We start from the raw sequence: 12,100 nt of genomic DNA on the forward strand, positions 1-12,100 counted from the left end.
TGCTCAACGAGGTCATCCATGAATTCCCCCAAAGTCGGCTTCGTCAGCCTGGGCTGTCCGAAAGCGCTAGTCGATTCCGAACGCATCCTTACTCAGTTGCGTACAGACGGCTATGCCATCACGCCCGAATACAACAATGCCGATGTGGTGGTCGTGAACACGTGCGGCTTCATTGACAGCGCCAAAGCTGAATCCCTGGAAGCCATTGGTGAGGCAATTGCAGAGAACGGCAAGGTTATTGTTACTGGCTGCATGGGCGTGGAAGAAGGCTTGATCCGCGAAGTCCACCCTGCTGTGCTAGCCGTGACCGGCCCCCAGCAATACGAACAAGTGGTGCGCGCCGTACACGAAGCCGCGCCGCCAAACCGCGAGCACGACCCTTACATTGACCTCGTTCCCCCGCAAGGTGTAAAGCTCACCCCGCGCCATTATGCCTACCTGAAGATTTCAGAAGGCTGTAACCACCGTTGCAGCTTCTGTATTATTCCCTCGATGCGTGGCGACCTTGTCAGCCGCCCCATCGGCGATGTCATGAGCGAAGCCGAACGCTTGGTGAACGCGGGCGTTAAGGAATTGCTCGTGATCTCGCAAGACACCAGCGCTTACGGTATTGATGTGAAGTTTCGCAGCGGCTTCTGGAATGGCCGCCCCATCAAAACCCGCTTCACCCAGCTGGCCGAAGCCCTGACCGATCTCGGCGCCTGGGTACGTCTGCACTATGTATATCCATATCCCCATGTCGATGAGGTGATTCCGCTCATGGCTGAAGGCAAGCTGCTGCCTTACCTGGACATTCCCTTCCAGCATGCCAGCCCACGCATTCTGCGCGCCATGAAGCGCCCCGCGTTTGAAGACCGCACGCTGGCTCGCATCCATAAATGGCGCGAAGCCTGTCCGGATCTCACCCTGCGCTCCACCTTCATCGTCGGCTTCCCCGGAGAAACCGAGGAAGATTTCCAATATCTGCTGGACTGGATGTCGGAAGCCCAGCTCGACCGGGTTGGCTGCTTCCAGTATTCACCGGTGGAAGGCGCCCGCGCTAACGAGCTGCCGGACCAAGTGCCTGACGAAGTAAAACAGGAGCGCTGGGAACGCTTTATGGAACACCAGCAGGCGATTTCCACCGCCCGCCTGGCGCAGAAAGTAGGCCGAGAGATCGACGTTCTGATCGACGAAATTGATGAAGACGGCCCCATTGGCCGCTCCAGCGCCGATGCGCCGGAGATCGACGGCAACGTCTTTGTTAACACGGAGCGGAATCTGCAACCCGGCGACATGATTCGCGTTCGGGTAACAGATTCCGACGAGTACGACCTGTACGCAGACGACCTGAACGCCTAAAACACCCAGCGCAAATCGGCCCAGGCGGCGTGATCGCGATAGCCGCCGCCATACAGCCCGGCATAACGCAAAGCCAGCCGGGCGTTGCGCTGGGGCGCCCACCCGCCCTCCAGGCCCAATGCGAACGCATTGCGAACCAGAGGCTGGCCGGCCGACCTGAAAACCACCGGCCGGTAGCCTGACGCTTCCCCAGCAGAAAAATGCTGCCGGCTGTTAACCCGGCCGCTGCCCCACAGTTGACGCCAGCCACCATCGGCTTCCAGCCAGACAGGCTGACCCGCCGCGAAGCCGTCGCGGCGCGCGCGCACGCCCAGAGTCGTTGCATGCATGGAAGTGGTAGACGCTGCAACCGCATGCGCACTCAGCCCTCCGGTTTCCCCATGCTGCGGCACATCCAGCCGCGCCCACTCATGCCGCAGGTAAGGCCCCATGCGCCAGTGGTCGGTCAGCCCGCCGGCGGGCTGCACGCCTGGGCGTACGCGTTGAACCGTCGAGTCAAGACGGCTGCGCAGCCACTGACGCCATTCGTTTGCGCTACGCAAATGAGGCAGAAACTCCACGACAGCCTGCCAACTGCGGCCCAAATAGGCGGAGCGCAACAGCTCCTGCAAAGGCCCTGCCGACACACGCCGGCGGCTATCAATGCGGTGCCAGGTGCGCAATAGGGCCGCCGTCACACGCATGCCATCCCAGTTGCCATACGCGGTCAAGCCACTGGACAAGCTGTCCACCTGAGCCGAAGCCCAGCGCCCGCGCTGCACGAGGTCGGAACGTTGAGCGCCCACAGTCAGCCCCAAACGCCAATGCTGGCTGGCGGGGGCATCCAGGCCCAGAATCAGCCCATGACTGCTATGGCGGTCCGCCATTACACGCTGGATGGGCTGCCGCCGGCCAAAGGCGGAATACGGCTGAGCCCAGGCCCGCACTCCCGTCCCCGCGTGCGCCCGCGCCACCGTGTTTAGCGCTTGGGCACTCGCCTGCGCCTGCACGGAGCCCGTTTCAGGGCGGGTATCCAATGCGCTGCGCCCACTGGCTAGTACCGCCTGCCTGAGATAGCGGCCTTCTTCCATCACAAAGCTGCGTACCGAAGCATGCCAGCCGCCTGAAGATTGCCGCAGTAACGCACGGACCTGTTCAACACTCATGCCCCGTATGGCATCTTCCAAAGGCGTGGCGGGGCGGGAACCGCCGGGCGGCGCAATGGCGTCACCCACCTCTTTGTCCTCCGGCGTTTCGGCCACATCGCCCGGCCCCGTGCCGTTATGGCTTAACAACAGATAAACATTGTGGTCGTCATATTCCAGCGAGGGCTGTAGAAAAGCCAGATTGGTATCTACCCCGGCAAATGTTGTGTGATTCAGACCGCCATCCGCCGCCAGAATGCGATAACGGTTTTCCTGTGCCCAGGAACCCGTTCCCGCCTCGGCCCAGACCCGACCTGCCAGCGCCGCCACCCCGCTGATATTCAGCAGATCGGCCCTACCATCGGGATAGGCATTCACGTGATAGGTGCTGCCCGGCTCAAACACAGCGCCCTCCCAAACCGATAAAACACCCGGTTGGTCGCGCCCGCCGGGCGCCAGCATCCCGCCGGTGCGTATATAAGCAGACGCCAGTTCGCCGTAGCCTTCCAGCCGTGCGCCAGCCCCCACCTCCACATGGGCTGCGGCCATGTCGTCCACGGCCAGCGCGCCCGCTTCCACAAATAAAGGAAAATGCCCTTGCGCCACGCTACCCAGACGCAGGGTTCCGTGGCCTGTTTTGCGCACCGGCATTAAGGCGTTGACGTTGTGCACCAGCGTTGCAACGCCCTCATCCACCCGCCATTGCGCCTCGCCCTCCAAGCCAGGCAAAGGCGTATCCCCCGGCCGGGTCTTTGACACTTGCAAGATATTCCACAACTGGGTTCCCGGCTCCAGGTGCAGCACCGTGCCGCCATGTTGTTCCAAGCTATACGAGGCGTGGCCGACAGCGGCGTCGCCACTGAGCTGCAACACCCCTTCGCGCAACACCGTATTGCTGGTGTAGCTGTTGTCGCCCGACAAATGCAAGGTACCCAGGCCACGCTTTTCCAGCGGCGCGCCCAGCGGCGCGCCCGTTGAACTCACCTTGCCACGGATTTCAAAGTGAACGCCTGAGCCCACAACCACCTGCGCCCGTCGCTCCAGCTGGAAATCACGATCGGTAGAGAAACTGCTTTGCACGCTCAGGGTCTGGCCTGAAAAAACAAAAGGAGTTGAGTTGGAGAACTCCCGCGCCTCCTCGGCAGAGGTAATCACCGTATCGGGCGGCAGCGCCGCTTGCGCCGCCCCCGCCAACGATGCCGCGCCAAAAACACAACCATCCAACCACAAACTCCATGCAGCAAGCTTCTTCATGCTGTCTCCATAAGATTGAGTTGTCAGGATTTTCCACGGTGGGCAAGATTGCCCGCCGGGCAGGAGTATGCAGGAAAGATACGTAGTTGTACGTAGCGAATGGGCTGCAAAGCCCTGTCAGTTTTGACAAGGACAAAAGCAGCATTGGCCACACACCGAAGCGCAAGCCGTGGCCGACACGGCCGGCACCACAAGGCTGGCGCCACATGCCCGGCACGGCATGACCGACGCTCTTTGTGCGCATGCGGCGCTTCACCCCCCAACGGCATCACGGAGAGTTTCTACACGAAGATGGAAAGAATCTCGCGTAGAGCGTATGAATTGGAGAACTTTGAAATGACCGGCTCAGGGCCTGAGCCCAGTGCGGTTGGAGCGGTGTGATTAACCGTATCTAGCGGCTGCACGCCCCCGCTTATGGGGTCGCGCCTAGAGCCTGTGCGGCACAAACGCGCGAATGGCGTTAGAGAAATGTGGTGCCCATGGCGCGGATCGAACGCGCGACCTCTCCCTTACCAAGGGAGTGCTCTACCACTGAGCCACATGGGCAAGGCGCAAGATTATGGCCTGCTGCAAGAGAACCGTCAAGCCAACGCCGGCGCCGCCCAGTGGCGAACTGTATTATTTATCGGACTTAAGGCCGCAGCTGTTCACGCCCAGCAGCGAGTAAGCCGGGCACCTTTGGAACAAACCGGTCAGCAACGGAACCACGCCTATCCAGCCCCACCAACCTACGGTGCCGGTCGCCGCCAGGGCAATGAGCACTACACCCACCAGAATGCGAAGTAGCCTGTCAATGGTTCCGATATTGCGATTCATGTCGACTCCTTAAGCCGTGTTTTCAAGGGCAATAAATAGACTTCAACATGGCGATAATTTTCTCGACATCCGGATTAGCAATACGGTAGTACAGTGTCTGGGATTCGCGCCGGTAGGTCACTAACCCTTCTTCCCGCATGCGGCCCAGGTGCTGAGAAAGCGCCGATTGGCTTAATGGGAGATGTTGCAGGATGGAACCCACGGACATTTCCCCTACCTGTATCAACAGGCATAAAACCAATAAACGGTGTTCGTTGCCCAGCGCCTTCAACATGGAAGCCGCCTGCCCGGCGCCTTCTTGAAGGAAAATGCGGTCTTTCTCGCTGAACGCTAATTCCGCCATGAATTTATCCCTAATATTTTAGTACAATCTAATATAAAGAGGCAACTGAAGGAGTCGTAATGAATCACTCACCAACGATACAGGCTTATTTCGACGAACCCACTCATACCGTTACTTACCTTGTGGTTGATCCTTCAACAAACGCCGCTGCCATTATCGACCCGGTTCTTGACTACGATGCCGCTACGGGTGCCATCGCGAACCAATCGGCCCGCCGCATTCTAGCCGCAGCACGGGATCAGGGGTTGACGCTGCAATGGATTCTGGAAACCCATGCCCACGCCGATCACTTAAGCGCCGCACCCTTTTTTCAGCAAGAAACGGGCGCGCAGCTTGTTATAGGCAGGCACATCGCCGATGTCCAGCACATTTTCAGCAAAACCTTCAATTTGAACGATATTTCCTGCACAGGACAAGAGTTCGATAAATTGGTGGATGATGGCGACACGTTTTTGCTTGGCAACTTAGAAGTCGCGGTGATGCACACCCCCGGCCATACTCCGGCCTGCGTCAGCTACCAGATCGGCAACGCCGTATTTGTGGGCGACACCTTGTTCATGCCCGACTACGGCACCGCCCGCGCCGATTTCCCGGGCGGTGATGCGCGGCAACTCTATCGTTCCATCCGGCGCCTGCTAAGCCTGCCGGGCCACACGCGCCTGTTTCTGTGCCACGACTATAAAGCGCCGGGGCGCGACCACTTCGCCTGGGAAACCACCGTGGCCGAACAGCGTGCTCATAATATTCATGTGCACGACGGTATCTCTGAAGAAGAGTTTGTCGCCATGCGCGAAGCCCGTGACGCCTCGCTCGCCGCTCCGCGCCTGTTGCTGCCTTCCATACAGGTGAATATCCGCGCCGGGCGGCTGCCCGCCCCTGAGAGCAACGGCGTGTCATACCTGAAAATTCCTCTGCGCCATGAAATTGGGGAACGCGGCTAAGCATTAAAAGGGTTTACCGGCCCAGCACGGCTCCGTACAACACCACGTCGCGCGCACTGCAACGCCAAGCAGGCTAAAACATCTTTTATATTATTATTCACTAATTTAGTATTATCAAATACAATAGCCAATATGGGCAGCAAAGAATCAACTTTTCTTAGTGCAGCAACTGTCAGCGCCGCTTCCCCCTCCGGTACTGTCCTGCTGTACGCTGCCCTACCCTCCATTTGCGCCGCAAAGCGGCACAGCTTGGCCGCAACATACGCGAGTCTCCCTCTTGAAAGCCATATATCTAACTTAACAACTAATTTATTAGTTATTTCTAATACAATAAGCGTGTAACACCCTTATAACCATCCTCGATGGATACAAAAAAGGACACCAAGGTGGATACACTCTCTTCCCGAAAAGCAGTGGTAACTGACACCGACCGCCGTCGCTTCCTTAGCCTGGTTGCGGCAGGCGCGGCCAGCACCGCCCTGCCCACGCAGGCGCTCGCCAAGGACAAACTCAAAACATCGGCCCGCATCGTGATTGCGGGGGCGGGGGCCGCGGGGCTGGCCGCCGCGTCACGGTTGTCCGCTTCGCTTGACGGCGCCCGCATTACCCTGATCGACGCGCGCATGCCGCATTACTACCAGCCCGGATTCACGCTTGTGGGTGCGGGCATCAAGCCCGCGAATTACGTCGTTTCCAACACATTGGATTACGTACCTTCCAATGTGGACTGGCTGCAGGAGACCGTCACCGAAATCGACCCTGAGGCCAACAAGGTCGTCACGGATCGGGGCAAGTCCATCCCCTACGACTACTTGGTGGTGGCCACCGGGCTGTCACTGCATTACGACGAGATCGAAGGCATGGAACCCGGCCTGATAGGCAAAAACGGCATTGCCAGCATTTACAACGGGCCGGATGCCGCCCGCTCCAGCTGGCAGGCGCTGTCAGAATTCATTGATCGCGGCGGTCGCGGCGTTTTCACGCGCCCCGGCACCGAGATGAAATGCGCCGGCGCCCCGCTGAAGTACACCTTTCTGGCGGAAGACCACGCCATGCGGCGCGGGCAGCGCGGCACCGACGGCCGGGGCGGAAATATTGAAATTGAATATTTCTCCAATAACAAGAGCCTGTTCAGCGTTCCCATCGTTGCAGAAAAAGTACGCATGCTGTTCCGCGAGCGCAATATTCCGGTGACCTACGAACGCGTACTCACTGCCATCGACCCGGGCCGCCGCATCGCCACCTTCCGCACTCCGGAAGGCAGCGAAGAACAGCCTTACGACTTCATCCACGTCATCCCACCCATGCGGGCACCCGCCGCCGTGCGCAATAGCCCTCTGCCCTGGCAAACCGGCAACTGGGCAGCGGAAGGCTGGATGGAGGTCGACCGCTCCACCCTGCGCCATGTCCGCTACCCCAATGTGTTTGGCGTGGGCGACATCGCTGGCGTGCCCAAGGGTAAAACGGCGGCCAGCGTAAAGTGGCAAGTGCCCGTGGCAATCGACCACCTGCTGGCGGATATCAACGGTACGCAGAGTAGCGAACGCTATGACGGCTATACGTCGTGCCCGTTAATCACCGCCCTGGGCCGGGCCATGTTGATTGAGTTCGATTACGAAAATAATCTAGTACAGTCCTTCCCCGGTTTCATTGCGCCGCTGGAAGAACTTTGGGTCAGTTGGGTCATGAAAACCATGGCGCTCAAGCCCACCTACATCAGCATGTTGCGCGGCCGCGCCTGACGGCAAAAAAAGGAGTCCACATGAAAGAACTTGACCCTCTCATTCTGCTCGCCGTCTTCCAGGAAATGCTCGGCCCCCTGCTCTGGGTGCTGCTGGCAGTCATCATCCTGGGCACGCTGGCTTTCTTGGCCCTGCTGATACGCGAGCGCAAAATGCTGGCTCGCCGACTCGTATGGTCGCAGGCGGTCGGCCTGATTGGCGGCGCTCTGTCGCTGGTTATCATGGCCAAAGTCTCGGCCTCCGGCTATACGGATGCGGCCGGCCCCGCCGACTGGATACTCATTGCTGCGGTTTTCGTCGCAGGCGCCATAGGCACGACCGTCATTGTTTATGCCCTGCTAGGCTGGATCGGTTCCGCTGTACGCCAATCCGCCGCCTGACTCCCGCCTCGCCCTGAAACGCCCCGGTCACCATGACCGGGGCTGCAACGACCGCTTCAACATCAGAGCCGTTGCACTGCATTCCAGGCTCACCTCGCCGGGCCTCACCCTTAGGGGCCCAGCCGCCAGGTTGGCGCATATCCCCCTTGCACCTTTATCATGGAAGGCACAGGCTCAACTTGCCTCGCTGTTATTGCAGTGCAACAATTACATTGTTTAATAAAGAGCAATTACGATACAGTCAGTTTCAATCGTATGCTCACGCGGGCCAGAAAGCCTGTGCTCGCATTGCAGGAGAAAGTCATGCAAAAGCCCGACGACACCAAGCGCCCTACTACTGATCTCGACATGCAGGCGCAAGCCATGCTGGCCCGCCTTTCGGGTTCTTTGTCGCCACAATCTGTAGCGCTGGCCTGGATGGATTGGGCCTCTCACCTGGCCACCTCGCCCGGCAAGCTCACCGAACTCACCCAGCTTGCCATGGAGCAGGCCAATACGTTGAGCAACTACACGCGAGAAAGCCTGGTTGCTGCCAACCAGCAGTTGCTGACATCTGAAACCCCTTCCCCCGTTCCGCCCATACAAGACCGCCGCTTCAAAGACCCGCTCTGGCAAACGTTCCCGTACAACGTCATGCAACAGGCGTTCTTGATGAACCAGCGCTGGTGGGATACCGCCACCCGCGATGTGCGCGGCGTGGATCCGCACCATGCGGATGTCGTGAACTTCATTTCCCGCCAGCTCACCGACACCCTGTCACCCGCCAACCAGCTGCTCACCAACCCCATCACCACCAAGCTCACCATCGAAGAACGCGGTGCCAACCTGATACGCGGCTTGCAGAACTTCATGGAAGATGTTCGCTTGCAGCGCGGTGGCCAGCCGCAGCCCGGCACCGAGAACTTCCAGGTAGGCCGCGATGTCGCCGTCACCCCAGGCAAGGTCGTACTGCGCACGCCGGTCATGGAGCTGATCCAGTACACGCCGCAAACCGAAAAGGTCCACCCGGAACCCATTCTGATGGTGCCCGCCTGGATCATGAAGTACTACATTCTCGATTTGTCGCCACACAATTCCCTGGTGCGCTATCTGGTTGAAAACGGCTACACGGTCTTTTGCATCTCATGGAAAAACCCAGGGCCGCAAGAACGTGACCTGGGCATGGACGATTACCTGGAACAGGGCTTCACCGCGGCACTGGACGCCGTCCAGACCATTGTGCCGTCACGACCCGTGCACGCCACAGGCTATTGCCTGGGCGGCACGCTGCTGGCTATCGCCGCTGCGGCCTTGGCGCGCGACGACCAAGCCGACCGCCTGGCCTCTCTCACCTTGCTGGCCGCCCAGACCGACTTCACCGAGCCCGGCGAAATCAGCCTGTTCATTGACGAAAGCCAGGTCAGCATGCTGGAAGCCGAAATGGCCCAAACCGGTTATCTGCGTGCCGATCAGATGGCGGGCGCCTTCCAGATGCTGCGCTCCTATGATTTGCTGTGGTCGAGAATGGTGCAGGATTACCTGATTGGCGAGCGCCGCGACATGATCGACCTCATGGCCTGGAACGCCGACGCCACACGCATGCCAGCGCGTATGCACGCGCAATATCTGCGGCGCCTCTTCCTCAATAACGAACTGGCCTCCAGCCGCTACGTGGTGCACGGCAGCCCCGTCACCCTGCTCAACCTCACCACACCCACCTTCTGCGTCGGCACCATTACCGACCACGTCGCCCCTTGGCGCTCCGTCTACAAAATACACAGCCTGAGCCCCGCTGAAATCACTTTTGTACTGACCAGCGGCGGTCACAACGCAGGCATCGTGAACCCGGTAGAAAACTCCCGTCGCCGCTACCAGGTGGCCACGCGCCCCGCCAACGGCAGTGTGCCGCTGGCCGAAGAATGGCAGGCCGGCGCCGAACTGCATGATGGTTCCTGGTGGCCGGAATGGCTGTCGTGGCTGAACGCGCGTTCCGGCACACCAATCAAGCCCCCCGCCATGGGCGCTGCACGCAAGGGCTACAAACCGCTGGAAGCAGCCCCCGGGCTCTACGTACACGAGCGCTGAAACGCGTTCATATCCCAACCCTTAACCCACTACATGTAACAAGGTAGAAACTCCATGACTCAACGTTGCGCACTGATTACCGGCGGCACGACAGGCCTGGGCGAAGCAACCGCCCGCAAACTGCATGACGCAGGCCATACGGTACTGGTCACTCACATGGTCGGCACAGGCGGCGCCGACGAATGGCAGCAAGCCCAGGCGGCCCAAGGCTACAACTTCAAGGTCTACGAAGTTGATGTGTCGGATTACGACTCCTGCCAAGAAATGGCCCGCCAGATCGAAGCCGACGGCCATCAAGTCGATATTCTGGTGAATAACGCCGGCATCACTCGCGACGGCACTTTCCGCAAAATGGGCAAGGACAAATGGGATGCCGTGCTGCGCACCAATCTCGATTCCATGTACAACGTGAGCAAGCCTTTTGTTGACGGCATGACCACCCGCGGCTGGGGCCGTATTGTGAATATTTCATCGGTCAACGGCACCAAAGGGCAGTTCGGCCAGACCAACTATTCCGCCGCCAAAGCGGGCATTCAAGGGTTCACCAAAGCCCTGGCTCTGGAAGTTGCCCGTAAAGGCGTCACCGTCAACTCGGTATCGCCGGGCTACGCCGCCACCTCCATGGTTGCCGCTGTCGATGCGGAAATCCTCGAAACGCAGATCGTTTCGCAAATCCCCATGGGCCGCCTGGGCAAGCCCGAGGAAGTCGCCGCCACCATTGCCTTCCTGTGCTGCGAAGATGCCGGCTACATTACCGGCGCCAACATTGCCGTCAACGGCGGCATGCATATGTGCTAAAGCGGCAAGCCCGGCGCCCCTGTTCCTGCCCTGGGTTCTGCACTATGCTTTCCTGATAGGCAGTAAACACACGGGAGTGCAGCATGCAGTCAACAAAAACCTACGACTTTGCCGTGATCGGGGCGGGCATGGCGGGGGCGTCAGCCGCCTATCGCCTGGGCCTTTCAGGCGCCTCGGTCATCGTTCTTGAACAGGAATCTCAGCCGGGCTACCACTCTACCGGGCGCTCAGCGGCCATGTTCATGGAAACCTATGGCACGCCGCACACCCGGGCTCTTACCCGGGCCAGCCGCGACTTCTTCCTCAACCCGCCGCCCGGTTTTACCGAACACGCCATTCTTACACCCCGCAGCGTGCTGTATATCGCTCAGGCCGGGCAGGAAAAACTGCTGGAAGACGCCTATCAGGCCTACCTGAATGAAGGGCTGGAAGTGCAACGGCTCAGCCCCGCCCAAGCCATTGAACGGGTGCCCTGCTTGACGCCTGACACGCTCGTTGGCGCCATACTCGACACCATTGCCAGCGATATGGATGTGCACGGCCTGCACCAGGGCTTTCTGCGCGGCATGCGCGAGCACGGCGTTCAGCTCCTGCCGGACACCCGCCTGGAAGGCGCTCAATACAATCAGGGCGTGTGGACCCTCCATACTTCCACCCAACAAACACTGCACGCACGCACCGTGGTTAACGCGGCGGGCGCCTGGGCCGACATCATTGCTGAACGTTGTGGCGCCGCCCCGCTAGGCATACAGCCCAAGCGCCGCTCCGCCTTTTTATTCGCACCGCCCGAAAACACAGACATCAGCCACTGGCCCACCGTTCTAGCCGTAGACGAAAGCTTTTACTTCAAACCCGACGCAGGCATGTTGCTGGGCTCGCCCGCCAACGCCGACCCGGTGCAGCCTCACGACGTTGCCCCTGAAGAGCTCGACATCGCCACCGGGATTTATCGCATCGAATCGGCCACCTCCTTGCGCATCTGGCGGCCCAGCCATGTCTGGGCCGGGCTGCGCTCCTTCGCTCCCGACGATGAGTTCGTCATTGGCTGGGACGCCCACACACCCCAGTTCTTCTGGCTAGCCGGCCAAGGCGGTTACGGCATACAAACCGCAGCGGGTGCATCCGAACTCGCCGCCACCTTGCTACAACGGCAGCCCCTGCCCGACACCCTGACCCGCCACGGCGTCTCTGCCGCCGCGGTGGACCCCGCCCGGTTCGATATTGCGAGATAATGACCCTCCCAAGGCGCCGGCCCTGATGTCTGATCCGGCACCGCCCTATTAACAAGGCCCCCCAA

At 59.9% G+C, this 12,100-nt stretch carries 10 protein-coding genes and 1 tRNA gene; 7 read left to right on the top strand and 4 right to left on the bottom strand.

Translation table 11 applies throughout. The features are described 5' to 3' along the window. Positions 1 to 18: 18 nt before the first annotated feature. The gene (rimO, locus tag VRY85_RS02230) at positions 19 to 1,341 is read left to right on the top strand and encodes a 30S ribosomal protein S12 methylthiotransferase RimO (protein ID WP_414596975.1); all 1,323 of its coding nucleotides are present in this window, start codon (positions 19 to 21) and stop codon (positions 1,339 to 1,341) included. Here rimO and VRY85_RS02235 read toward each other — a convergent pair. The 4 genes from VRY85_RS02235 to VRY85_RS02250 all read right to left on the bottom strand — a co-directional run bounded on the left by VRY85_RS02235 (position 1,338) and on the right by VRY85_RS02250 (position 4,878). Continuing rightward, on the bottom strand, positions 1,338 to 3,719 hold the full coding sequence (locus tag VRY85_RS02235) for an autotransporter domain-containing protein (RefSeq protein WP_414596976.1): 2,382 nt from the start codon (positions 3,717 to 3,719) through the stop codon (positions 1,338 to 1,340). The two genes, rimO and VRY85_RS02235, sit on opposite strands and share 4 nt — an antisense overlap. A 471-nt stretch (positions 3,720 to 4,190) precedes the next feature. Then, positions 4,191 to 4,265 (bottom strand) — tRNA-Thr (locus tag VRY85_RS02240). A 72-nt stretch (positions 4,266 to 4,337) separates the two neighbouring features. Further along, the gene (locus VRY85_RS02245; RefSeq protein WP_414596977.1) at positions 4,338 to 4,535 is read right to left on the bottom strand and encodes a DUF2892 domain-containing protein; all 198 of its coding nucleotides are present in this window, start codon (positions 4,533 to 4,535) and stop codon (positions 4,338 to 4,340) included. Between the two features lie 22 nt (positions 4,536 to 4,557). Beyond that, positions 4,558 to 4,878, bottom strand: a complete 321-nt coding sequence (locus VRY85_RS02250; RefSeq protein WP_414596978.1) for an ArsR/SmtB family transcription factor — start codon at positions 4,876 to 4,878, stop codon at positions 4,558 to 4,560. A gap of 59 nt (positions 4,879 to 4,937) precedes the next feature. Between VRY85_RS02250 and VRY85_RS02255 the strand changes: the two genes are divergently transcribed. From VRY85_RS02255 to VRY85_RS02280, 6 genes are all read left to right on the top strand, one after another. Next, positions 4,938 to 5,819, top strand: coding sequence for an MBL fold metallo-hydrolase (locus tag VRY85_RS02255; RefSeq protein ID WP_414596979.1), 882 nt, complete (start codon positions 4,938 to 4,940; stop codon positions 5,817 to 5,819). Positions 5,820 to 6,205: 386 nt separating this feature from the next. Continuing rightward, positions 6,206 to 7,561, top strand: a complete 1,356-nt coding sequence (locus tag VRY85_RS02260) for an NAD(P)/FAD-dependent oxidoreductase (protein WP_414596980.1) — start codon at positions 6,206 to 6,208, stop codon at positions 7,559 to 7,561. 20 nt (positions 7,562 to 7,581) lie between these two features. Continuing rightward, positions 7,582 to 7,941: a DUF5368 domain-containing protein gene (locus VRY85_RS02265; RefSeq protein ID WP_414596981.1), complete on the top strand. Its 360-nt coding sequence runs from the start codon at positions 7,582 to 7,584 to the stop codon at positions 7,939 to 7,941. Between the two features lie 303 nt (positions 7,942 to 8,244). Beyond that, positions 8,245 to 10,005 carry a PHA/PHB synthase family protein gene (locus VRY85_RS02270; RefSeq protein WP_414596982.1) on the top strand — a complete coding sequence of 587 codons (1,761 nt, stop codon included), beginning with the start codon at positions 8,245 to 8,247 and terminating at the stop codon, positions 10,003 to 10,005. Positions 10,006 to 10,059: 54 nt separating this feature from the next. Then, positions 10,060 to 10,803, top strand: a complete 744-nt coding sequence (gene phbB / locus VRY85_RS02275; RefSeq protein WP_414596983.1) for an acetoacetyl-CoA reductase — start codon at positions 10,060 to 10,062, stop codon at positions 10,801 to 10,803. An 83-nt stretch (positions 10,804 to 10,886) separates the two neighbouring features. Further along, complete coding sequence (locus tag VRY85_RS02280) at positions 10,887 to 12,035, top strand: NAD(P)/FAD-dependent oxidoreductase (protein ID WP_414596984.1); 1,149 nt, start codon at positions 10,887 to 10,889, stop codon at positions 12,033 to 12,035. Positions 12,036 to 12,100 lie beyond the last annotated feature (65 nt).

The organism is Achromobacter sp. F4_2707 (genome assembly GCF_047501535.1).
Classification (GTDB): domain Bacteria; phylum Pseudomonadota; class Gammaproteobacteria; order Burkholderiales; family Burkholderiaceae_B; genus Yanghanlia.

Bases quoted from the DNA above. Each gene is read 5' to 3' on its own strand.
- VRY85_RS02235 (WP_414596976.1), bottom strand. From the start codon at position 3,719: ATGAAGAAGCTTGCTGCATGGAGTTTGTGGTTGGATGGTTGTGTTTTT.
- VRY85_RS02250 (WP_414596978.1), bottom strand. From the start codon at position 4,878: ATGGCGGAATTAGCGTTCAGCGAGAAAGACCGCATTTTCCTTCAAGAA.
- VRY85_RS02270 (WP_414596982.1), top strand. From the start codon at position 8,245: ATGCAAAAGCCCGACGACACCAAGCGCCCTACTACTGATCTCGACATG.
- VRY85_RS02280 (WP_414596984.1), top strand. From the start codon at position 10,887: ATGCAGTCAACAAAAACCTACGACTTTGCCGTGATCGGGGCGGGCATG.
- rimO (WP_414596975.1), top strand. From the start codon at position 19: ATGAATTCCCCCAAAGTCGGCTTCGTCAGCCTGGGCTGTCCGAAAGCG.
- VRY85_RS02255 (WP_414596979.1), top strand. From the start codon at position 4,938: ATGAATCACTCACCAACGATACAGGCTTATTTCGACGAACCCACTCAT.
- VRY85_RS02245 (WP_414596977.1), bottom strand. From the start codon at position 4,535: ATGAATCGCAATATCGGAACCATTGACAGGCTACTTCGCATTCTGGTG.
- phbB (WP_414596983.1), top strand. From the start codon at position 10,060: ATGACTCAACGTTGCGCACTGATTACCGGCGGCACGACAGGCCTGGGC.
- VRY85_RS02265 (WP_414596981.1), top strand. From the start codon at position 7,582: ATGAAAGAACTTGACCCTCTCATTCTGCTCGCCGTCTTCCAGGAAATG.